The sequence below is a fragment of the Achromobacter sp. SIMBA_011 genome, assembly GCF_046535435.1.
In the GTDB taxonomy this organism is placed as follows: domain Bacteria; phylum Pseudomonadota; class Gammaproteobacteria; order Burkholderiales; family Burkholderiaceae_B; genus Achromobacter; species Achromobacter dolens.
In genome coordinates this window covers 259,265-280,236 of sequence record NZ_JAWRWN010000006.1, presented here as the reverse complement: position 1 = coordinate 280,236, position 20,972 = coordinate 259,265, and the positions used below count along the sequence as shown (strand labels likewise).

Genomic DNA, 20,972 nt, shown 5'->3' with positions numbered 1-20,972 from the left:
GCGGTCGCGCGGCACGCACCGGCGCTCTACGCCGTGCGTACGGGGCGCCTCGATATTGATCATGTGGGTGGCGCTGGCGTGGCCGGTGGCTTTCGCCGGAGCCGCTACGCAGGCCGGCCTCGCGTCATCGAACCCGGCATCTTTGGCCGGATTGCGCTTCCCTCCCGGTTCTCGGGTCGAACCCCTGGCGGATCGCATGTGGCTGAATGGCGCGCCGATGCAGGCATTGGTATTCGATGCGCCCGTCGATGTGCCGGAATTGATCAAAGTCTTGTCGCGCCAGCAACCCGCATTCAGCGATCTCCAGATACGGCAGGGACAGGCGATCCTGTCCGGCTGGGTCGGCGACGCCTTTTGGGTGGCGCAATTGGGCAGCCCTGGGGGCGGTCGCAGCATCGGAAGCGTTTCGTCGATCACTCCGGTGGCGGCCGTCGTCACTGACGTGCCCGACTGGCTGCCGGCCGATGCGCAGCCGATGCTGGATTTCACCGTGCGGCAAGGGCGGGGGACTGTCGTTGAGTCGATATGGCGCCATTTTCTTGCGCCGTCGCGTCTGGCGCCGGTGTTGCGGCAGGGATTGCTGCGCGCGGGTTGGCAGGAGCTCGATAGGGGTTGGGCCGTCGCCTGGCAATCATGGCAGCAGCGCGGCGAGCGCTTGCAATGGATGTTGACACCGCTGGATGGCGGCAGTGGTTTGTGGATACGGCGGTGGACGCCATGACCCGCCGAGTCGTGCCTGGTGCGCGCCAGATAGCCATCTTCGCGCTGGCGTTGGCGGCCGGCCTGTTGTCCGCCTGGGCAGTGCGTGAACATGTGCGCCAGCGTGTCGAAGACCTGGAAGCAGCGGGACGTGTTCCGCTGGTCAGTCGCCTGGTCGCCGCGCACGATCTGGCAGCCGGCACGGTGCTGGAGGAGCGGCATCTCGCGGTGCGTGACATTCCGGGGCAGTGGGCGCCGGCGAGCAGCCTCGAGCCTGGCGCCCTCGACAGCGTGCTGGGCATGCGGCTGGCGGGAGCGCTCACTGGCGGCGAACTGGTGCTCAATGGCTGCCTCGCCGCTGCGGATTCCCTGGTCAAGCCATCGTTGGCGTCGCGGCTCGAGGCGGGCCAGCGCGCCTTCGTGGCGCAGGCCGCCGATCTCGGAAGCCTGGCCGCGACGTTGCGGGCCGGAGACGCCATCGATGTATATCTGACGCTGCCGCGCCGCGGCCCGGGCGCGGTCGTGCCCGTGTTGCGAGGCGTGCGGGTGCTGGCCGCGACCGATGCCTCCGCGGTCGATGCAAACCCTCCGATCACGTTGGCGGCATCGGCGGATCAGATCGCCAGCTACCTCATGGCCAGACAGGCTGGCACGTTGACCGCCGTGTTGCGGAACGCGGCCGATGCCGTGGCCAGCGAGGCCATGCCGCCAGCTGAATTGATGTCGCTGCTGGATGGCGGTCGCAAGTCCCGGCCGGCGCCGCGGGTGGTCATCCTGTATGGCGATCGCCTGGGCGAAGGGGCGGATGCAGCGATCGTCTCGTCAACGGACCTTGAATCGGAATTTCCATGAACGTCGGAATGATCGCGGCGCTGTCCGCAGTGTGCCTGTGGACAGTCGTATTTCCCGCATGGTCCGCCGGGCAGGCGCTCGACATGCAAGTCGGGGAAAGCCGCGTGTTGGCGGCGCCCGGCGTGACCCAGGTGGCCATCGGCAATGGCGAGGTGCTCAGCGCCGTCGCCACCGCGGGTCGCGAGGTTGTGGTTTTCGCACGCGCCGAAGGTATGTCGTCGGTCCAGGTGTGGGCCGACGGCGGCGTCAAGACCTACGCGGTCGAAGTGGTGCCGGCGGGGGCTCCGCGGTTGCGGGCGGAAATCGAATCCCTGTTGTCGCGCATTCCCAGGGCCCGCAGTTCGGTGGTGGGCGGACGCATCGTGATCGAGGGGGATGACCTGTCCGATGACGACCGTGACCGTATCGCCGCGTTGGCGCAGCGCTATCCCGAGGTCGTCGATTTCACGGGCCAGGTGGGGTGGGACAGCATGGTGCTGCTGGACGTGCAGGTAGTGGAGATCCCCTCGTCGAGGTTGCGCGAGCTCGGGGTCCGCTGGGACGGCACGACGCAGGGTGGCCTGAACGCCGCGCTGGCATGGGATGCCGGGTCGCTTGGCCGCATGGCGCGGCCCGGCGAGCAGGTGGTCCAAGCTCCGGCGCCGTTGTCATCCGCCGCAGGCTACTTCGGCGTCAATGCGCTGTTGTCGGCCCGTATTGCCGCGCTGGCCCAGAGCGGCGAGGCCGTCATGCTGGCGCAGCCGCAACTGTTGGCTCGCAGCGGCGCAAGCGCAACGTTCCTGGCGGGTGGCGAGGTGCCTTATGTCTCGACCGACTCGCGCGGCAATCCGACGACGCTGTTCAAACCCTACGGCGTATCTTTGCGGATCACGCCGCGCATCGATCGCAATGGCGTCATTCGCTCGCTGATCGAGGTCGAGGCCAGTTCCGTCGACATGGCGCTGACCGCCGCGGGCGGGCCGGCGCTGCGGACACGCCGGGCTTCCACCGAATTCAACGTGCGCTCCGGCGACACGCTGGTCATCGGCGGCTTCCTGTCGCGCGAGCGCGCTGACGATGCCAGTGGCATTCCCGGCTTGAGAGACATCCCGATTCTGGGCGCGCTGTTCTCGTCGCGGCGTTACCAACTGCGCGAGACCGAGCTGGCGATTTTTGTAACCCCGCGGATCGTGTCGCGCGACGAGCCCGCCATGGCGGATCGGGTGCGGCGTGCGCACGCGCTGGTTGACGCCGCATTTCCGCAACCGTCCCGGTTGGGAACCGCGTCGCGCGCGACCGCGGGCTGGAACACCCGCGCCGGGGCGGGGTCGCAGTGGGACGATGACGAGCCGAAGCCCGCGCCGGCCAACCAGGAGTAGCACCATGCTTGAAATCCAGATGACTGTTGATGACGCGGCCACGCGACGAATCGTGGCTGCGGCGCCCGTGCTGATCGGCCGCGGCGTCCACTGCGACCTGCGCATTGCCAATTGGCGCGTAGGCCGCCAGCATGCGCGGCTGCGGCGCGAAGCGTCGGTGGTCGTGCTCGAGGATCTCGGTGCGCTTGGCGGCACCTTCGTCAACGGCCTGCGCGTGGCGAGCCATGTGCCGGTGGGGGCGGGCGACGAGATCCTGATCGGTCCCTGCCGCTTGAAGGTGGCGCCCGTCACGCACGACGACGAGCGCAACGCGGCAGTGCCTGCGGCGTCACCTCCGCCGTCACCTCCGCCGTCACCCCCCGTGCGGGAGGCAGCAGCGATACGCCTGCTTGTCCCGTCGTCGCCCTCCCTGCAATGGCGCCGCCGGCTGCACGCCGCGCTGCTGGGCGCGCTGGACCTTCGCCGGCGCGATGTGGCGGGTATGAGCGACGCCTCGCTGCGCGCCGAAGCCACGCGCCTGTTGACGCTGATCGTGGCCGAGGATGCCGGATTGCCGCTGGCCATCGACCGGGAGGCCCTGTGCCGCGAGGTACTGGACGAAGCGGTCGGGCTGGGGCCGTTGGAACCATTGTTGGCGGCGCCGGATGTCACCGAGATCATGGTCAATCGGCATGACGAAATCTACGTCGAGCGCGATGGCCGGCTGTGGCGCCATGCCGCAGCCTTCACCAGCGAACAGTCGGTGCGCCGGGTCATCGAGCGCATCGTTACTCCGTTGGGGCGCCGCATCGACGAAAGCTCGCCCATGGTGGACGCGCGGTTGCCCGACGGATCCCGGGTGCACGCCATCATTCCCCCGGTTGCATTGAAAGGCGCGAGCCTGACCATCCGCAAATTCCCGAAGCGCCGGCCGGAGATGGCGGACCTGTTGGCGGCTGGCACGCTCAGCGAGGCCATGGCGCAATTCCTTACCGGATGCGTACGCCTGCGCAAGAACCTGCTGGTCTCAGGCGGAACGGGAGCGGGCAAGACGACGCTGCTGAACGTTCTGTCCAACGAAATCCCGGAAGGCGAGCGCATCGTCACCATCGAGGACGCGGCGGAACTACGGTTGAGCCATGAACATCTGGTGTCGCTCGAGGCCAGGCCATCCAATCAGGAGGGGCGCGGGCGCATAGATATCCGCGAACTGGTGCGCAATGCGCTGCGCATGCGGCCGGACAGGATCGTGGTCGGGGAGTGCCGCGGCGCCGAGGCCTTCGACATGTTGACGGCCATGAATACCGGGCACGAAGGCTCCTTGACCACTTTGCACGCCAATTCCACCAGGGATGCGCTGGCTCGCCTGGAGTCGATGGTGCTGATGGCAGGGCTGGATCTGCCACTGGCCGTCGTGCGTGAGCACATCGCGGCCAGCATCGACATCATCGTGCAGCAGGCGCGATTGTCCGACGGGCGGCGCGTGGTGGTGTCCGTCGCCGAAGTCACCGGTATGGAGAGCGGGCGCATCCAGTTGCAGGAACTGTTCCGGCATGAGCGTCATGGCGGGTTCGCCGGATGCGGGGTCGTGCCCAGCTTCGCGCAGGCATGGCAGGAGGCGGGCCACGGCCTGGATGTTTCCTGGTTCGCCGTTGACGGGGGGGCCGCGGACGCCGTTTGCGCGGCGCGTTCGTCGTGATCTGGCTCGCCGCTCTGGCGGCGACGGTGTGCGGCACGGCATTGGCCTGGAGCTTGCAGTGCTGGCTCGCACCGGTATTGCGGCGCTGGCGCGAGCATTACACGCACGAGGCGCAAGGGCGCCTCGGCGAGTTGTTCCTGTTTGTCGACCCGGCATGGCTATGGACGGGCGCGATGGCGCTGTCGGTCCTCGTGGCGGCGGTGGCCTTCATGGTCACCTCCAGCGCCGGCGGCACGTTATTGGCGGCAGCTTTGGTCCTGCGGGCGCCGCGCGTGTTGATGGACGCCTGGCGACGACGGCGTATCCGGCGCTTCGAACAGCAACTGCCGATGGCCTTGCTGATGCTGGCCTCGGCCTTGCGCGCCGGCATCGCCTTGACGCCCGCGTTGCGGCAGGTGGTGGCTCAGGGCGATGCGCCGCTGGCGCAGGAGTTTGGGCTGGTGCTGCGCGAGCAGCGGCTGGGCGTGGCTTGGGACGAGGCGCTGGAACATCTGAACACGCGGATGGCGGCTGATTCGACCACACTCGTGGTGGTGGCAATGCGTGTCGCCGCGCAATCCGGCGGCGACCTGGCCGAGGCGCTCGACGGTATCGCGCAGGCGGTGCGGGCGGGATTGCAGTGGCAAGCGAAAGTGCGGGCCCTGACTTCGCAGGGCCGCATGCAGGCCTGGATCGTCGGCGGTTTGCCGGTGTTGCTGCTCGCGGTGCTGGACCGCTTGGAGCCGGACAGCATGGCGTTGCTCTGGCATACGAGGCAAGGCTGGATGGTGCTCGCCCTGCTGGCGACGCTGGAAGCCGCGGGCGTCCTGCTGATCCGGCGGATCGTTCGGATCGATTTTTAAGAGAGGGCGGTGATGTGGCGATATCTGGACATGGTTGTCCTGGCGCTGGGCGGAGCGCTATGCGCGTGGCGGGTTTTGCGCTCCAGCGGACGCGGCATGCCGGCAGTCGCCAATTTGCCGGAGTGGTGGCGTCTGGCCTGGCCCGGGCTCGCGTGGACGGCGCCAGCGGTGGGGCGGTTTTGTCCGCGAACCTGGCGGACACGCCTGGCCGCGATGGCCGCCCGGGCGGGGCTGCCTGCGACCGTGCACGGCGAGCACATCATGGCGCTGAGTCTGGCGGCCGCAATGGCGGGGACCGCGTTCGCGGGCCTGGCGATGTTGGCGTTGCGAGGCAGTGGCATGTTGGCCGGAGCGCCGCCGAGGGATGCATTGGCCATTGGCTACTACATCGCGGGGGCCGTCGCCGGCGCGCTCATGGCGGGCGTGCAGCCGGCAATATGGCTCCGAGGCCGGATACGGGAACGCCAGCGCCGGATCGAACAGGGTTTGCCGTTCGTCCTCGAACTGATGGTCTTGTGCGTCGAGGCCGGCCTGAGCACGCATGGCGCCTTGCAAATGGCCGCCACGAACGGTCCCCGCGGCCCGTTGCGCGACGTCCTGGGCGAGGCGCTGGCGGACATGCGCGCCGGCGTGTCCCGGGCCGCCGCGCTGCAGGCCATGGCGGATCGCTGCGGCATTCCGCTGGTACGCCAGTGGACCGCGGCCCTGGCCCAGGCGGATGCACTCGGTATCAGCCTGGGGCCGGTATTGCGGGCGCAGAGCAGGCAATGCCGCAGCGAGCGCCAGTGGCGCGCCGAGCAACTGGCGCTGCAGGCGCCGGTGAAGATGCTGTTGCCGTTGATAGGCTGCATCTTTCCGTGCACGTTCATCGTGCTGGCGTTTCCCATCGCCGCGCGATTGCTGCAGGGGACCTGGTGAGCGCCCGCCTGCCGTGGCCCCGCGCACGGTTGCGGCTGCTGCGGGTCGGAAGCTGGCCAGGCCGGATGCGCGGATTGCTGGGGCGCCGGCCCCCGGGGCCGCGTTCAGGCCTGTTGCTGGCGCCTTGCCGGGCGGTGCATACCTTTGGCATGCGCCATCCCATCGACGTGGTGTTCGTGGCGCGCGATCGGCGGGTGGTGAAGGTGTGCAGGGCGCTGGCGCCCTGCCGGGTGGCGTTATGCCTGGGCGCCGTGGCCGTTGTCGAGATTCGGGCTGGGACTGTTGATGCCGAACACGGAGGTATACGACGGGTAGAAGCTGCAATAGAACACGCCTGCCGCGGCGATCGTGAACGGAATCTGCAGCGTGCTGGCCAATTGTGGCGACAGGCCGAGGGCGACCAGCAGCCCGGAGCACAGGTCCAGGAACAGGGCGATCAGGACCCAGGTGGCGGCATAAACCAGGAAGGCCCACTTGTTGCGCCAGCAGGCGATGCCGGAAAAGAACAGCGCCTGCGTCAGTCGCAAGCCGTGCCAGGCGACCAGTACCGGCGCATACCAGAAAAGCGCCGCGATCACGATGTAGAGAATCGTGAAAATGATGAGCGGGGCGCGCAAGGCCATCAGGACGGGTTCCATGCTGTTTTCGATGGACGCGATGCGCATGCCTTCCGAAAAGGCGGCCGAGAACGGCAGGAAGGTGGCGAGCCCGGTCGCCAGGCTGACGGCCGCGTACAGCAGGCCCATCAGGAACAGCTTGCGGAACACTCCCGGCTGCTTGAGCGGCTTGGCCCACATCGAGGGCAGCATGACGCGGTCTGCCTCGACGTGTTTGCAGGCCGCCAGGCTCATCAGCGTGACCGACGGCATGAGGGCAATGAACAGGATCGGACCGACGATCTGCGCCGCGAAGGCAAAAATGACCAGGAGACTGTTGACCAGCGCCCAGGTGTACATGGCCAGGGGTTGCTTGCGGAACAGACGGAAGCCGTCTCGAACCCATTGCCAGCCGGAAGACGCGGGTAGGAATGCTGCTTGCATGGCTCTCTTGGGAAGTGATCTCTCAATAAGGGACGTGCTACCCCCAATTATGGGGGGCATAACGATTACGGCAATACCGGCAGGCCGGGGCGGTGGCGCGCTTGCAACACTCTTTCGAAATGGCGGGGGTCGTGCGGCTTGAGCGTCTGGGCCGGGCGCGGCAGGAAAAAGTCGTACAGGCGCGACAGCCAGAAGCGCAGGGCGGCGCCACGCAGCATCAGCGGCCATGCCTGGCGCTCGGCGTCCGTGAACGGGCGCACGCTGGCATAGGCATCGAGCCAGGATTCGACCAGTTCGGGGATAAATTCACCCGTGTCGCGTTCGATGCACCAGTCGTTCACCCCGACCGCGACGTCGAACAGCCAGGTGTCGCAGCCGGCGAAGTAGAAGTCGATGATGCCGCCCATGAGCGGATCCTCGAAGGTGCCGGCAAACAGCACGTTGTCGCGGAATAGGTCGCAGTGCGCGGGACCGGCGGGCAGTGCCTGCCACGCGGGACTGGCGGCCGCGGCCTGTTGCGCGGCCAGCTCGGACTGCAGCAACTGCGCCTGGCCGGCTTCGAGGAATGGCAGAACCTTGGGTGCCGTCTCGGTCCACCAGGACAGGCCGCGCAGGTTGGGCTGCTGGATCGGGAAGTCCCGCGCCGCCAGGTGGGCACGGGCCAGGGTGGCCCCGGCCAGGGCGCAATGGGCGACGCCCGGGGCGGGTTCGTAGCCGCCGGGCAGGCGTGTGACGATCGCGCAGGGCTTGCCGTGCAGCGTGGTCAGGCGGGTGCCGTTGCGCAGCGTCTGCGGCTGCGGCACCGGAATGCCGCGGCTGGCCAGGTGGTACATCAGTTCGATATAGAACGGCAACTGGGCGTGCGTCAGCACTTCGAACAGCGTCAGCACGTATTCGCCGCGGCTGGTGTACAGGAAGTAATTGGTGTTCTCGATACCCGCCGTGATCCCCCGCAGCGAGACGAACTCACCCAGGTCGAAATGCCCCAGCAGGGCGCGTGCGTCGTCATCGGATACGGGGGTGAATACGGCCATTGATCTACGAGAAGAGGGGAGTTGGCGGACGTGTGCCACGGGCGCGGGCGCTCGCTTGCGCGCGGCGGCGGCGCAATTTTAGACCACATGGCCCGCGGGGGCGGCGCTATCGTCGGCCAGCTTGCCGGGCAGAATCCCGCCAAGCACCGTAAAATACCGCATCCCCTTGTTTTGACGAGTGATTCTTGGACTCCCCCGACTGGCGGCTGTGCGTCGCCCCGATGATCGATGTGACCGACCGGCATTGCCGCTATTTCCACCGGCTGCTGGCGCCGCGCGCGCGTCTGTACACCGAAATGATCACCACCGGCGCCTTGCTGTATGGCAACGTCGCGCGTCACCTGGACTTCGACGAGGCCGAGCATCCGGTCGCGTTGCAACTGGGCGGCAGCGAGCCTGACGCCCTGGCGCAGTCGGCCAAGTTGGGGCGGCAATGGGGCTACGATGAAATCAACCTGAACTGCGGCTGTCCTTCGGAACGGGTTCAGAAAGGCGCTTTCGGCGCCTGCCTGATGGCCGAGCCCGCCCTGGTCGCCGACTGCATCAAGGCGATGCAGGATGCGGTCGACATTCCGGTGACGGTCAAGCACCGCCTGGGGCTGGACTATGACGAGTCGTACGCCTTCGTGCGCGATTTCGTCGGCAAGATCTACGACACCGGCTGCCGGGTGTTCATCGCTCATGCGCGCAACGCCGTGCTCAAGGGGCTCTCGCCCAAGGACAATCGCGAGATTCCGCCGCTGCGCTACGACGTGGTGAGCCAGCTCAAGCGGGACTTCCCGGACTGCGTGTTCGTGCTGAACGGCGGGCTGGCCGATGCCGCGCAGTCGGTGCGCGCGGCCGCCGATTTCGACGGCGTGATGCTGGGCCGCGCGGCCTGGCACACGCCCCGGGTGTTGTCCGAAGTATCCCTGCAGTTGTGGCCGTCGGTGCGCCTGCCCAGCGATGCCCAGGTGGTCGACGCGATGATGGAATACGCCGCGGGCCAGGTGGCGCGGGGCGTGCCGCTACGGGTCATGACGCGGCCCATGCTGGGACTGGTGAATGGCCAGTCGGGCGCGCGGCGCTGGCGCCGCATGTTGTCGGATCCAGCGCTGCTGGCCGCGAACGATCCCGCGCTGATCTACGACGCCTGGCGCAGCCAGCGGCATGCGCCGCCGGAACGCGGCGCCGCGCTGGCGGCGGCGCCGGCGGGCGTCTGAACGCGCCTCCCTCCTGAATGCAACAACGCCCAGGCGGCCGCGAGGTCGCCTGGGCGTTGTCCATTGGACGATCGCCGCGGGCCGGCGATGACGCCGCCCGCCGGTGGCTCAGGACTGGGTCGACTCCGCGCTTTCGGCGGGCCAGTCGCGGATGTAGGCCTTGAGCATGTTGTTTTCGAACTGCTGGGCCGCCACGATGGCCTGGGCCATGTCGTAGAACGAAATCACGCCCATCAGCGTGGGGCCGTCCATGACCGGGATGTAGCGCGCGTGCTTTTCGAGCATCAGGCGCTGCACTTCGTCGGCGCTGGTGTTGGGCGATACGCTGACCGGCGCGTCGTCCATGATGGAACGGATGGTGGTTTCGCCCGCGCCGCCATGCGCGTGCATGTGGCGGATGATCTCGCGGAACGTCAGCATGCCGACCAGCGTGCCGAATTCCATGATGACGAGCGAGCCGATATCCTGCTCGCTCATGGTTTGCACGGCCTGGGACACGGGCATGTCCGGCGATGCCGTGTAAAGCGTGTCTCCCTTGACGCGCAGAATCTCGCTGACCTTCAACATCGGTTTCTCCTGGGCGGTGGTGCCCTGATTGCTATTTCTTGTTCGCTTCCAGCTGCAATACCGGGGCGACGCCATTTCCGGTATTTTGCGCTTCTCCGCAGACTTCTTCCAGCACGGGCGCATTTTCCCGGGAAATCACGGCTGCCGCGACCCGCAGGATTTCACCGTCGTCGCGCACCCGCGGCTGGCCGCGATCGAGCAGGAAACGGTCCACCACCGGCGCCAGCGAGGTCTCCCGGGCGTCGCAGGTCAGCACCCAGAGATCGTCCGGGGTGCGTGTAACCAGGTTCATGTCACACAGGGTCTCCAGGACATCGTTCAGTTCGTCCTGGTGCAGTTTCAGTTTCGAGGCCAGTTGGCCGGCCGGCAGGCCGGGGGGCGTGCGGGACTGGGCGCGGCGCAACACGCGCAGCACGTCCAGCGCATCGACGAAGGGGGCGCCGGCATAACGGTTGAATTCCCAGCGTCCCAGGCGGATCAGCGGCGCGCTGGCCGCCAGGGTGGCGCCCAGCAGCACCGCCAGCCAGGACAGATAGATCCACAACAGGAAGATCGGCAGCGTGGCGAACGCGCCGTAGATGACGGTATAGGTGGGAAACCGCGTCAGGTAGTAGGCGAAGGCCGACTTCATGACTTCCAGCGCGATCGCCGTGACGCAGCCGCCAATGAGGGCGTCGCGCCACAGCACCTGGCGGTTCGGCACCACCATGAACAGGGCGGCGAAGCCCAGGGCCGTCAGCACCAGCGGAATGAACGAGATGGCCACGCTGACGATTTCCGGCACGTCGCGCACCAGTCCCAGCGATTCGCGCGCCACGAACGAGGTGGCCCAGAGGCTGGCGCCGGCCACCACCGGCCCCAGCGTGATGACGGCCCAGTAGACCAGCGCCCGCTGCGGCAGCGGGCGCTGCCGGGTGACATGCCAGATGTCGTTGAAAGCCGTGTCGATCGTCATGATCAGCAGCAGCGAGGTCACCAGCAGGAACGCGCCGCCAATCGCGGTCAGGCGCGAAGCCTGGCGGGCGAACTGGTTCAGGTATTCCATGATGTTGTCCGAGACGGACGGTGGCATCAGGCTGTTGGCGAGGAAGTCCTCGAGCGCTACCCGGAACTCCTGGAACACCGGGAAGGCCGTGAACAGCGACAGCACCACGGCCAGCATCGGCACGATCGCCAGCACCGTGGTGAAGGTGAGGCTGGAGGCGACCTGCAGCAGCTTTTCCTCGTCGGCGCGCTGCGCGGTGAAGACAAAGGCACGCCCGACCCGCGCCGCCCACGATGCGCGCGGGGGCGGGGACTCGGGGGCCGCCGGCGAGGCGGCGGCAGGCTCGGCGGGGCGGTTCATCAGGCGATAATAGCAGCATGAACCCTGAACTCAACCCCCGCTTGCGCCTGGCGGCCTCGGTGTCGCTGTTCGCCCTGATCGTGCTGTGCGTCACCTGGGAAACGCTGGTGGCGCCGCTGCGCCCGGGCGGTTCCTGGATGCTGCTCAAGGCCTTGCCGCTGGTGCTGCCGCTGCGCGGCGTCGTGCGCGGCAACCTCTATACGTATCAGTGGGCTTCGATGCTGTCGCTGCTCTACCTGATGGAGGGCGTGGTGCGCGCCATGTCGGATCCGGCGCCGCTGTCGGTATTGATGGCGTGGGGCGAGATCCTGCTGTCGACGCTGTTCTTCGTCAGCGCCATTTTCTACGTGCGGCCGGCCAAGCGGGCCGCCAGGAGCCAACGCGCATGAGCGCCCATTCCCTGTCCGAACTGCAAGCCGTCAACTCGTTCGCGGCGCTGCCGGCCGCGTTCTATACGCGGCTGGAGCCGCAACCGCTGAACAATCCGCGGCTGCTGCATGCCAATGCCGAGGCCGCCGCGTTGATCGGGCTGGACCCGGCCGCGCTGCGGACGCCGGAATTCCTGCGGGTGTTTTCCGGGGCGCAGCCGCTGCCAGGCGGCGACACCCTGGCGGCGGTCTACAGCGGCCACCAGTTCGGCGTGTGGGCCGGACAGTTGGGCGATGGCCGCGCCCACCTGCTGGGCGAGGTGCAGGGGCCGGCGGGGGCTTGGGAATTGCAGCTCAAGGGCGCCGGCAAGACGCCGTATTCGCGGATGGGCGATGGCCGCGCGGTGCTGCGCTCGTCGGTGCGCGAATACCTCGCCAGCGAAGCGATGCACGGCCTGGGCATTCCGACCACCCGCGCACTGGCGCTGGTGGCCTCGGACGACCCGGTTTGGCGCGAAACCGTGGAAACGGCGGCCATCGTGACGCGCATGTCGCCCAGCTTCGTGCGATTCGGCTCGTTCGAGCACTGGTCTTCGCGCCGTCAGCCGGACCTGCTCAAGACGCTGGCCGACTATGTCATCGACCGCTACTACCCCGAATGCCGTGCCGTGCCCGCCGGCGAGGCGCCAAGCGACACCGCGCCCTACGTGCGCCTGCTGCGCGAGGTCACCCGCCGCACCGCGCTGCTGATGGCGGACTGGCAGGCCGTGGGGTTCTGCCATGGCGTCATGAACACCGACAACATGTCCATCCTGGGGCTGACCCTGGATTACGGCCCTTACGGTTTCATGGACGGCTTCCGGCTTGGCCATGTCTGCAACCATTCCGATTCCGAGGGCCGCTATTCCTGGAACCGCCAGCCGTCCGTGGCGCTGTGGAATCTCTACCGGCTGGGCGGCAGCCTGCATACGCTGGTGCAGGACGTCGACGCCCTGCGCGCGGTGCTGGACGAATTCGAGGGCGTGTTCACGCGCGCGTTTCATGACCGCATGGGCGCCAAGATGGGCCTGGCGGCCTGGCGCCCGGCGGATGAGCCGCTGCTGGACGACCTGCTCAAGCTGATGGACGCCAACCAGGCCGATTTCACGCTGGCCTGGCGGCGGCTGGCGGATGCGGTGTCTGGCAACCGCGCGCCATTCCAGGATCTGTTCATCGACCGCGAGGCGGCCGCGGGCTGGCTCGATCGCCTGCTGGCGCGCCACGCGCAGGACGGACGTCCGGCGACCGAGGTGGCCGAGGCCATGAATCGGGTCAACCCCCTATATGTATTGCGCAATCACCTGGCCGAGGAGGCGATCCGCGCCGCCAAGACGGGCGACGCGGGCGAAATCGAGACGCTGATGACGTTGCTGCGCGAGCCGTTCACGGCCCGCGCTGGCTACGAAAAGTACGCCAGCCTGCCGCCGGACTGGGCCAACGGCATCGAGGTGAGCTGTTCATCCTGATGTTCGCTGCGCGCGCGTATTGATGACAAAGCGGCCATTTTGAGGGCGTAAAACGCAGAAAATTGGCGCATTGAGACGAAAAATCGCGGTTTTTTTCTCTGCAAACATTCGTTTCCATTGTAAAAGTCGTAAGATTGTCGCCTGCGGGACACTCAGGATGGCATGCCTGTCACTGGGGCATTTGTCGACAATTTTCAATATAAAAGCACTCTGAATATGCCTGGCGCAGATGGTTTGCTGTGTATCGGCCTGCTTGAGGATGATGCGGACTTCCGGGAGGAGTTGGCGTTGGGCCTGGGCGGGTACGGTTTCCGTGTGGCGTTCGCCTGTGACAATGCCGCGGCGTTCTACCGTCGCTTGCAGGAGCAACCCTGCGATATCGTCATACTTGACGCCCATCTTCCTGGAGAGGACGGTTTTTCCGTCGCGACGCGCCTGCGCGCGTTGAGTCCGGTGGGGATCGTCATGCTGACGGGCCGCAGCGCGCTCGAGGACCGGGTGCGCGGCCTGGAGGGCGGCGCCGATGTCTACATGACCAAGCCCGTCGACCTGCTGGAGCTCAGTTCCGTCATCCGCAGCCTGGCGCGCCGCATGCGCCTGGCCAAGGCGCCGCGTCCGGCCGACGCCGAGACCCGCGCGGCGGCTGCCGACACCTCCTGGTCGCTGCAGGATGGCGGCTGGATCCTGGTGGCGCCGGACGGCGCATCGCTGCACCTGAGCGCCCAGGAACGGACCTTTCTCATGGCGTTGATGGATGCGGCCGGTTCGGCGGTCAGCCGACAGGCCCTGGCCGAGCTGTTCCTGCCGGACAGCCCGGGCGGGTTCGAGCTGCGGCGTATCGACGTGTTGGTGAGCCGGCTGCGCGCCAAGGCGCAGAGCGCCGGGCTGAAGCTGCCGGTGCTGTCGGTGCGCGGCCAGGGTTACGTGTTCGCGGCCTGAGCCTGCGCATCGGGCTCGGGAGGCCGGGCGGGCAGGGTGATGACGAAACGCGTCCCCACGCCCACTTCGCTGTGCATGACCAGCGAGCCGCCCTGGCTCTGGCAGATGCGTCGCGCCAGATACAGGCCGATGCCCATGCCCTGGGTTTCGCGATGGGCCGCGCGGCGAAAGCGCGGCTCGAAGATGCGGGCCTGTTCCTCCACGCCAATGCCGGGGCCGCGATCGGTCACGGCCACCCAGGCCATCGGCACGCCCTGCGCCTCGGTTTCGCCCGTCTCGATCCGGATCGGCTCACTGGCGGGCGAGTACTTGATGGCGTTGTGGATGAGGTTGCGCACCACCACGCTCGTCAGCGCGCGGTCGCAATAGACGGGCAGCGGCGCGCCGCCGGCCTGCAGCCGCAGCGCGTGGGCGGTATCGGGTTGCATGGCCGCGACGACGTCGCCCGCCAGCTCGGACATGTCGGTCTGCTCGCCGCGCGGAGTCCAGGCCTGTTCGCCGAGCCGGTCCTGGTTCAGCAATTGTTCCATCAGCTCCGTCATGCGGGTCACCGAGCGGTGGATCCGCGCCAGCCGGTTGTCGACGGCTTCACCGTTGCCCGACAGGATCATGTCCAGGGACTGCGCCGCCGCGCTGATGGTGGCTAGCGGGGCGCGCAGTTCGTGGGAGATCAGGGCGTTCATCTGCCGTTGGGCGTCCAGCGCGCCCGTCATTTCCACCAGCCGCAATTCGCCCTGGACCAACTGCTGGGCATCGTCCGTTTGCTGGCGGGCGGGATCCGCCTGCGTCCGCCGTTCCAGTCCCGCCAGCAGCAAGGCGGCCAGCGCCAGGAGCAGCCGCGCCAGCGGCATCACCGGCCCGCCGTCCGTCGACCCGGACCAGGCGTCGTGGGCCAGGATCCAGGCCGATGACAGATGTACCGCGCCCAGCGCCAGCGTCGCGGCGCGGCGCGGACAGGGGCGGGCGGCGACGGCCAGAAACCAGGCCGCCAGCACCACGCTGGCGGCGGCTCCGGCGCCGGCGATCAGGGTGGGCATCATGCCGTCATCGGAGTCATAGACGAAGATCAGCGCCAGCGCCGCCAGTCCGGTCAGCCCGATGCAAGTCCAGCGGCAGGCGGTGGCCAGGCGCGCGGCGCCCGGCTGGCCCGCAGCGATGAGAGAAACGGACATGGCCAGCAACGCCGCGTACGAGCCCGCCTGCAGTGCGCCCGCCGGGAACAGTGTCGGCTGGGTGCGCAGGATGCCCTCGACCAGCGCGAAGGCCAGGCCGGCGCCGTAGATCGCGGCGCGGGTGTAGAGCCAGGCGATGGCGCTGGCTACGGCGCAGGCCAGCGCGATGCCGGCGGTAAGGCCGATCAGCAAATCGGCAGATGCGTGGCCGGGCGCGTCGGCCAGTGCCGCGCCGGGCCACAAGAGCAGGCCTGCCGGCCATACGGGCCACGCGGAGCGCGCTGCGCGCTGGGCGGCCGCGCGGTCAGCGCGGCATTGGCGCGAGCGCCAAAGGGTGCGAAGAAACAATCCTTCCGTCAACTAGGAACCCATTGTTGGTCAGGCGCGTGGTCGTTCGCGCGGGCGAAGTTTACGACAGCGCCGCGAATCGCGTGGACACCGATTTTCTCAAGCGTGGCGCGGGTGGCGTCGTCGGGAACGTCCTCAGCGTACACCGACATGCCGAGCGAGGCGGCGGTCGCCACGACGGTCGCGGCCAGGTGCTGGCTGCCCGGGCTGTGCAGAATGCCGGTAATGAAGCCGCCACACAGCTTGACGTACGAGAGGGGGTATTCGTGCAGGTGTTCCATCGCGCCGAATTGCCGTGACAGGCGCGACAGGCCGACACGGCCGCCGGCCGCGGTGACGATGCGGCACAGTTGGCGCATTTCGTCGCCCAATTCCACCAGCGCGCCCGCGTCCGTTTCGACGATCAGCCGCGGGGACAGGGCCGGCCGGTCCGCCAGCATGCGTTCCAGCCGCGACAGGAATGCGGCCTGCGCCAGCGAGGCGCGCGATACGTGCACCGTCAGCGCGGCGTCGTGCGTGTAGAGCCAGTCCAGGCCCAGGCGCACGGCCTGGATGTCGCATTCGGCCGATAGGCCCAGGCGCACCGCGGGCGGCATGAAGATCGCGGCCGGCACCGGATCGGCGCCGCGGCTATCGTGCAGCGTCAGGCTCGCTTCGTAATGCAGCACATCCCCGCGCACGTCCGTCAGCGCCTGCACCGTCAACGAGAAGCGGTGCTGTTCCAGGGCCGTGGAGAGCGCATCGTGCCAACTGTATTCGCCGATGCGGGTACTGTCGGGCGCCTGGCTGGCGGGGGCGATCTGGTCATCGTCGGCGCTCTCGGCGCACATCAGGGCGTGATCGAGCCTGGCCAGCGTGTCGCTGACGTTGTCGTCGGGCGTAAAGGCCGCCATCGCCAGCGCCCAGCGGCACCAGCCGTGCTTGTCCATGGGCACGCGCAAGGAGCGCAGTTCATGCCGGACCCGTTCGGCCAGCAGGCCGGCCTGGGGGGCGGACGTGCGCGGCATCAACAGGGCGAAGTCGGAACCGCCGATCCGCGCCAGCGTCATGGCGCCGCCGCCGTTGGCGTCCACCAGCCTGCGCAGCCGGTCGGCGGATGAGCGCAGCCACTGGTCTGTGAAGGCGCGCGACAGGTGCCGGTTGATCTGCGCCAGATCGCGTTGCCGGAACATCAGGATGTGGCCGCCGGTATCGGCCGCCTGGCCGGTCAGCGCCTGGCGGAAGTGGTCGATGAAATACTTGCGGTTGGGCAACCGGGTGACGGCGTCGCGCTGGATTTCGCTTTCGAGCGATTCGATGCGGGCGTTCTGTTCCTGCACCGTGGCGGCGGCCTTGCGCTGGGCATCGATCAGCGCCTCGTCGATGCCGGCGGGCCCGCGCGGTTGCGGGTTATCCGCTTCGCCCCGCGCCAGCGGGCCGGCGCGGCCCAGGCCGTGCCGCCCGGTCTTCGCCTCGAGCCAGCGCATCAGGTTGGCGGCGAACAGTGTCCAGAACACGCCAGCGGCCAGGCTCAGGCCGATGACACGGACGCCGCCTTGCCACAGGGTGTCGCGCGCCGGCCGCGCGTCCGCCTGCACCGTGACCGTGCCCAGGCGCCGGCCATCCGGCCCCAGATAGGGGCGGGTGGCCGCGGGGGCGTCCATGGATAGCCAGGTGTCGCGCCAGTCGCGCGCAGCCCCGGCTTGCCCTTTCTGCGCGGGTTCGCGGCGTTCGGCCTCCGTGTCCCCGTTCTCACCGGAAATGCGCACCAGCGCATACATGCCGGCCCCGAACAGCTCGTCGGCCAACTGACGCTTGTCCTGCACGCCTCCCGGGTCGTGCGACAGCGCCCAGGCCAGCGCGCTGGCGCCGGCCTGGCCCTGCTGGGCCAACTGGGTGTTCAGATAACGGTGGGCGGCCAGCATCCCCAGCGCCTGTGCGCCAAGCAGGATGAAGGCAGTCAGGAGAGCGGTGCAGAGGATCAGCCGGCGTAGTGTGGACATGGATTAGAGGTTCCCTTCGTGGCCCGCACCGTTGCCGGTGCCGCGCAATGCCGGCCTGCCAGTGAAAGGGGAGACGTCGGGCAGCGCAAGTGCCCTGACGGGAAAAATGCTGGATAAGAAACGTGACACACGTTACTAATACCTCAGTGTCGCCGCGCACGCTGTAATTCCGTATGTCACAGAACATACAGAATATTACGAAATCAACTGCGATATCAGACAACCTGTGCAATTATTTCGCTCGTGATAATTGCCCGGATGATAACTATTGAGACAGGCCGTATTAATTTTCGGGCTTCGGCTGTCGTAGTAAGGGCACGGCATGGCGCAAAGGACCGGCCAGCGACTGCTATCCAAGGACCGTCATGACCCCCAACGAGCAACCAGATCAAGGCAGGAATCGAAGGAAAGGGAGCGCGTTGCTCCTGAAGTGTGGCGTTTTTTTGCGAAAATAATGCATAATTTAAAAAATGTTACAGCCCTTGGGTTTCTTTCCGGACCACAACGCCAAGGGTTTCTAGATAGGGGGCTCCGTGCGTGAGAGTTACCTGCTCGCACTGTGCCTGACGCTCGTGGGCGCACTTGCAGCGATAAGTTTGTTTTTCGTCCGCCGGGAACGCGTCCTGCGCGGGCGATTGACGCGTGATGAATTGACCGGCGTCCTGAGCCAGCGGGAGCTGCATCGCCGCGCGCGCGCGTGGCTGGTCCAGTCGGAGCGGCAGGCTGGCCGGGGGGGGGTCGGCCCTGGCGGACCGGCGCAGGACCACCAGGAGTCCCTGGGTATCGCGCGCGCCCGTTCGGGCTCGCGCGGCATTGGCGCGTTTTTCCTGGTCAGTTTTGACCAGTACGCCGAGATCAGCGCGATGCTGCGGGCCGGCGAAGACCAGGCCCTGCTGGTGATGGTGGCCGATCGGCTCAGCCTGTTGACCCGCGCGCTGGGCGGCATGGTGGCCCGCACGGGCACCGACACCTTCACCGTGTGCATTCCCGACGTCGATGAGGAGGGCGCGGCCCAGGTCTCGGCCAAGCTGCTCGAGGACCTTTCCGTGCCTTACGAGCTGGGTGGCCGCCCCCTGATCGCGGTGTTCCGCGTGGGGGCGGCGTTGTATCCGGACCACGGTCGCAGTGTCGAGGAATTACAACGTTGCGTGCAGGTGGCCATGGTGCCGCTCAAGGAGCGTGGCGGCCCCGGCTGGAACATGTTCGACTTCCGCATGCTGGCGCGTCAGCGTGACCAGCAGGGTCTGGAGAACGACCTGCGGCTGGCCCTGACGACTGCCTCGATGGACCAATTCGAGTTGTACTACCAGCCTGTCTGCGACAGCGGCACCGGGGTGGTGCAGGGCTGCGAGGCGTTGCTGCGCTGGCATCACCCCGAGCTGGGCAGCGTATCGCCGGCCGTGACCATCGAGCTGGCCGAACGCAGCGGGCTGATCGTGCCCCTGGGCGCCTGGATCCTGGAACGCGCCTGCTCACAGGCGGCGCTGTGGCCGGCGGCCTGGCGCGTGCACGTGAATCTGTCGGTCAAGCAGTTGAACGAGGACGGCCTGGTGCAACTGGTCTCCGACGTGCTGGCCGCGACCAAGCTGGCGCCGCGCAAGCTGGTGCTGGAGATCACCGAATCGATCTTCATCCTGCACTACGAGCGCCACGTGAAGATCCTGAACACTCTGAGGGCCAAGGGCATCGGCGTGGCGCTGGACGATTTCGGCTGCGGCTATTCCAGCCTGAACCATCTGCGGCACCTGCCGATCGACTGGGTCAAGATCGACCGCAGCTTCATCTCCGCTCTCGAGTCCGATGCCGGCAGCCGCGAGGTGGTGTCGGCGTTGTTCGGATTGTGCCAGGCGATGCACCTGCCGGTGGTGGCCGAAGGCGTCGAGACCGAAGGGCAGCGCGAGATCCTCAAGTCGCTGGGTTGCCGTGTGATGCAGGGTTTCCTGCTGGGACGTCCCGCGCCCGCCGCGGAAATTCAGGCTTTGGCGTCGGCGGTGTCATAATCGGGGTTGCTTGCAAACCCCACCTGTTGATTTCCTATGCCCGGCAATACCCTCGGTACCCTGTTCACCGTCACGAATTTTGGCGAATCCCACGGGCCGGCGATCGGTTGCGTCATCGATGGCTGCCCGCCCGGATTGCCGCTGGAAGCGGCCGACATCCAGCACGAACTGGACCGCCGCCGCCCCGGCACCTCGCGTCACGTCACCCAGCGCCAGGAAGCCGACCAGGTCGAGATCCTGTCCGGCGTGTTCGAGGGGCTGACCACGGGTACGCCCATCGGGCTGCTGATCCGCAACACCGATGCGCGCAGCAAGGACTATTCCAATATCACCGACACGTTCCGGCCGGGCCACGCCGACTACGCCTACTGGCGCAAGTTCGGCCTGCGCGATCCTCGCGGCGGCGGCCGTTCGTCCGCGCGGCTGACCGCGCCGACGGTGGCGGCGGGCGCCGTGGCCAAGAAGTGGCTGGCCGAGCAATACGGCGTGAAAGTGCGCGGCTACATGAGCCAACTGGGCCCGATCCCGATTCCCTTCGTCTCTTGGGACGAGGTGCCGAACAACCCCTTCTACGCGCCCAACGCCGACATCGTGCCGGAGCTCGAGGCCTACATGGACCAGTTGCGCCGCGACGGCGATTCGGTCGGCGCGCGTATCGAGGTGGTGGCCGAGAACCTGCCGGCCGGCTGGGGCGAGCCCATCTATGACCGCCTGGATGCCGACATCGCGCACGTGATGATGGGCCTGAATGCCGTCAAGGGCGTGTCGATCGGCGCCGGTTTCGACTGCATCGCGCAGCGCGGTTCCGAGCATGGCGACGAGATCACCCCCGACGGCTTCGTCACCAACCATGCCGGCGGCGTGCTGGGCGGCATATCGACGGGCCAGCCGGTGACGGTGTCGCTGGCCATCAAGCCCACGTCCAGCATCCGGGTCGAGCGCCGTTCCGTGAACCGCGCCAACGAGCCGGTGATGGTGCAGACGCTCGGTCGCCACGACCCCTGCGTCGGCATTCGCGCCACGCCAATCGCCGAGGCCATGCTGGCCCTGGTGCTGATCGACCACGCCCTGCGCCACCGCGGCCAGTGCGGCGATCAGGGTTGAGGCCTGCGCGCGTCCCGTT

The 20,972-nt window shown here is 67.6% G+C and carries 19 protein-coding genes and 1 pseudogene; 13 read left to right on the top strand and 7 right to left on the bottom strand.

Going from position 1 to position 20,972, the window contains the following annotated elements:
* Positions 1-61 precede the first annotated feature (61 nt).
* From SB816_RS21305 to SB816_RS21275, 7 genes and pseudogenes are all read left to right on the top strand, one after another.
* Positions 62-721, top strand: coding sequence for a hypothetical protein (locus SB816_RS21305; protein WP_231132855.1), 660 nt, complete (start codon positions 62-64; stop codon positions 719-721).
* Positions 718-1,551 carry a Flp pilus assembly protein CpaB gene (gene cpaB / locus SB816_RS21300; RefSeq protein ID WP_410547548.1) on the top strand — a complete coding sequence of 278 codons (834 nt, stop codon included), beginning with the start codon at positions 718-720 and terminating at the stop codon, positions 1,549-1,551. The genes SB816_RS21305 and cpaB overlap by 4 nt, the downstream gene beginning before the upstream one ends.
* Positions 1,548-2,909, top strand: coding sequence for a type II and III secretion system protein family protein (locus SB816_RS21295; protein ID WP_054503902.1), 1,362 nt, complete (start codon positions 1,548-1,550; stop codon positions 2,907-2,909). The genes cpaB and SB816_RS21295 overlap by 4 nt, the downstream gene beginning before the upstream one ends.
* Before the next feature lie 4 nt (positions 2,910-2,913).
* Positions 2,914-4,587, top strand: coding sequence for an ATPase, T2SS/T4P/T4SS family (locus SB816_RS21290; RefSeq protein WP_144655233.1), 1,674 nt, complete (start codon positions 2,914-2,916; stop codon positions 4,585-4,587).
* Positions 4,584-5,429: a type II secretion system F family protein gene (locus tag SB816_RS21285; RefSeq protein ID WP_144655232.1), complete on the top strand. Its 846-nt coding sequence runs from the start codon at positions 4,584-4,586 to the stop codon at positions 5,427-5,429. Before SB816_RS21290 ends, SB816_RS21285 begins: the two co-directional genes overlap by 4 nt.
* 12 nt (positions 5,430-5,441) lie before the next feature.
* Entirely contained in the window at positions 5,442-6,347 is a 906-nt protein-coding gene (locus SB816_RS21280) for a type II secretion system F family protein (RefSeq protein ID WP_064523251.1), read from the top strand.
* 65 nt (positions 6,348-6,412) lie between these two features.
* Positions 6,413-6,577 (top strand): annotated as a pseudogene (locus SB816_RS21275) (DUF192 domain-containing protein); the annotation flags it as partial.
* Positions 6,578-6,583: 6 nt separating this feature from the next.
* On the opposite strand, the gene SB816_RS21270 reads toward SB816_RS21275, so the two are convergent.
* Together SB816_RS21270 and SB816_RS21265 are read right to left on the bottom strand one after the other, a co-directional pair.
* Complete coding sequence (locus SB816_RS21270) at positions 6,584-7,387, bottom strand: BPSS1780 family membrane protein (RefSeq protein ID WP_240806415.1); 804 nt, start codon at positions 7,385-7,387, stop codon at positions 6,584-6,586.
* Positions 7,388-7,452: 65 nt separating this feature from the next.
* On the bottom strand, positions 7,453-8,421 hold the full coding sequence (locus SB816_RS21265) for a homoserine kinase (RefSeq protein WP_175142927.1): 969 nt from the start codon (positions 8,419-8,421) through the stop codon (positions 7,453-7,455).
* A 185-nt stretch (positions 8,422-8,606) separates the two neighbouring features.
* Between SB816_RS21265 and dusA the strand changes: the two genes are divergently transcribed.
* Positions 8,607-9,623: a tRNA dihydrouridine(20/20a) synthase DusA gene (gene dusA / locus SB816_RS21260; protein ID WP_410547495.1), complete on the top strand. Its 1,017-nt coding sequence runs from the start codon at positions 8,607-8,609 to the stop codon at positions 9,621-9,623.
* A gap of 108 nt (positions 9,624-9,731) precedes the next feature.
* Here the strand turns inward: dusA and SB816_RS21255 are convergent, their stop codons facing one another.
* On the bottom strand, positions 9,732-10,190 hold the full coding sequence (locus tag SB816_RS21255; protein ID WP_006387928.1) for a CBS domain-containing protein: 459 nt from the start codon (positions 10,188-10,190) through the stop codon (positions 9,732-9,734).
* A gap of 31 nt (positions 10,191-10,221) precedes the next feature.
* Positions 10,222-11,535 (bottom strand): YihY family inner membrane protein, encoded by a 1,314-nt coding sequence (locus SB816_RS21250; RefSeq protein ID WP_054503896.1) that lies wholly within the window; start codon positions 11,533-11,535, stop codon positions 10,222-10,224.
* 17 nt (positions 11,536-11,552) lie between these two features.
* Between SB816_RS21250 and SB816_RS21245 the strand changes: the two genes are divergently transcribed.
* Positions 11,553-11,924, top strand: a complete 372-nt coding sequence (locus tag SB816_RS21245; protein WP_054503895.1) for a DUF2069 domain-containing protein — start codon at positions 11,553-11,555, stop codon at positions 11,922-11,924.
* A complete protein-coding gene (locus tag SB816_RS21240; RefSeq protein WP_410547494.1) occupies positions 11,921-13,408 on the top strand; it encodes a protein adenylyltransferase SelO in 1,488 nt (495 codons plus the stop codon). Before SB816_RS21245 ends, SB816_RS21240 begins: the two co-directional genes overlap by 4 nt.
* Here SB816_RS21240 and SB816_RS21235 read toward each other — a convergent pair.
* Positions 13,400-13,807 (bottom strand): hypothetical protein, encoded by a 408-nt coding sequence (locus SB816_RS21235; protein WP_240317403.1) that lies wholly within the window; start codon positions 13,805-13,807, stop codon positions 13,400-13,402. The two genes, SB816_RS21240 and SB816_RS21235, sit on opposite strands and share 9 nt — an antisense overlap.
* On the opposite strand from SB816_RS21235, the gene SB816_RS21230 reads away from it, so the two are divergent.
* Positions 13,691-14,347 (top strand): response regulator transcription factor, encoded by a 657-nt coding sequence (locus SB816_RS21230; RefSeq protein WP_240317399.1) that lies wholly within the window; start codon positions 13,691-13,693, stop codon positions 14,345-14,347. The genes SB816_RS21235 and SB816_RS21230 overlap by 117 nt on opposite strands.
* On the opposite strand, the gene SB816_RS21225 is transcribed toward SB816_RS21230, so the two are convergent.
* Together SB816_RS21225 and SB816_RS21220 are read right to left on the bottom strand one after the other, a co-directional pair.
* Positions 14,329-15,711 (bottom strand): sensor histidine kinase, encoded by a 1,383-nt coding sequence (locus SB816_RS21225; protein ID WP_410547493.1) that lies wholly within the window; start codon positions 15,709-15,711, stop codon positions 14,329-14,331. The two genes, SB816_RS21230 and SB816_RS21225, sit on opposite strands and share 19 nt — an antisense overlap.
* 164 nt (positions 15,712-15,875) lie before the next feature.
* Positions 15,876-17,849 carry an EAL domain-containing protein gene (locus tag SB816_RS21220; RefSeq protein ID WP_240806413.1) on the bottom strand — a complete coding sequence of 658 codons (1,974 nt, stop codon included), beginning with the start codon at positions 17,847-17,849 and terminating at the stop codon, positions 15,876-15,878.
* A 590-nt stretch (positions 17,850-18,439) separates the two neighbouring features.
* Here SB816_RS21220 and SB816_RS21215 point away from each other — a divergent pair.
* Complete coding sequence (locus SB816_RS21215) at positions 18,440-19,849, top strand: putative bifunctional diguanylate cyclase/phosphodiesterase (RefSeq protein ID WP_410547547.1); 1,410 nt, start codon at positions 18,440-18,442, stop codon at positions 19,847-19,849.
* 36 nt (positions 19,850-19,885) lie between these two features.
* Complete coding sequence (aroC, locus tag SB816_RS21210; RefSeq protein WP_054503889.1) at positions 19,886-20,953, top strand: chorismate synthase; 1,068 nt, start codon at positions 19,886-19,888, stop codon at positions 20,951-20,953.
* Positions 20,954-20,972: the final 19 nt, after the last annotated feature.

Excerpts from the sequence above, each read along its gene's own strand:
- SB816_RS21265 (WP_175142927.1), bottom strand. The coding sequence starts at position 8,421 with ATGGCCGTATTCACCCCCGTATCCGATGACGACGCACGCGCCCTGCTG.
- SB816_RS21240 (WP_410547494.1), top strand. The coding sequence starts at position 11,921 with ATGAGCGCCCATTCCCTGTCCGAACTGCAAGCCGTCAACTCGTTCGCG.
- SB816_RS21220 (WP_240806413.1), bottom strand. The coding sequence starts at position 17,849 with ATGTCCACACTACGCCGGCTGATCCTCTGCACCGCTCTCCTGACTGCC.
- SB816_RS21245 (WP_054503895.1), top strand. The coding sequence starts at position 11,553 with ATGAACCCTGAACTCAACCCCCGCTTGCGCCTGGCGGCCTCGGTGTCG.
- SB816_RS21290 (WP_144655233.1), top strand. The coding sequence starts at position 2,914 with ATGCTTGAAATCCAGATGACTGTTGATGACGCGGCCACGCGACGAATC.
- SB816_RS21250 (WP_054503896.1), bottom strand. The coding sequence starts at position 11,535 with ATGAACCGCCCCGCCGAGCCTGCCGCCGCCTCGCCGGCGGCCCCCGAG.
- SB816_RS21255 (WP_006387928.1), bottom strand. The coding sequence starts at position 10,190 with ATGTTGAAGGTCAGCGAGATTCTGCGCGTCAAGGGAGACACGCTTTAC.
- SB816_RS21305 (WP_231132855.1), top strand. The coding sequence starts at position 62 with ATGTGGGTGGCGCTGGCGTGGCCGGTGGCTTTCGCCGGAGCCGCTACG.
- SB816_RS21270 (WP_240806415.1), bottom strand. The coding sequence starts at position 7,387 with ATGCAAGCAGCATTCCTACCCGCGTCTTCCGGCTGGCAATGGGTTCGA.
- SB816_RS21235 (WP_240317403.1), bottom strand. The coding sequence starts at position 13,807 with ATGGGCGTCAAGTATGACGATATCGCAGGGTTGCTCCTGCAAGCGACG.
- cpaB (WP_410547548.1), top strand. The coding sequence starts at position 718 with ATGACCCGCCGAGTCGTGCCTGGTGCGCGCCAGATAGCCATCTTCGCG.
- aroC (WP_054503889.1), top strand. The coding sequence starts at position 19,886 with ATGCCCGGCAATACCCTCGGTACCCTGTTCACCGTCACGAATTTTGGC.
- SB816_RS21280 (WP_064523251.1), top strand. The coding sequence starts at position 5,442 with ATGTGGCGATATCTGGACATGGTTGTCCTGGCGCTGGGCGGAGCGCTA.
- SB816_RS21295 (WP_054503902.1), top strand. The coding sequence starts at position 1,548 with ATGAACGTCGGAATGATCGCGGCGCTGTCCGCAGTGTGCCTGTGGACA.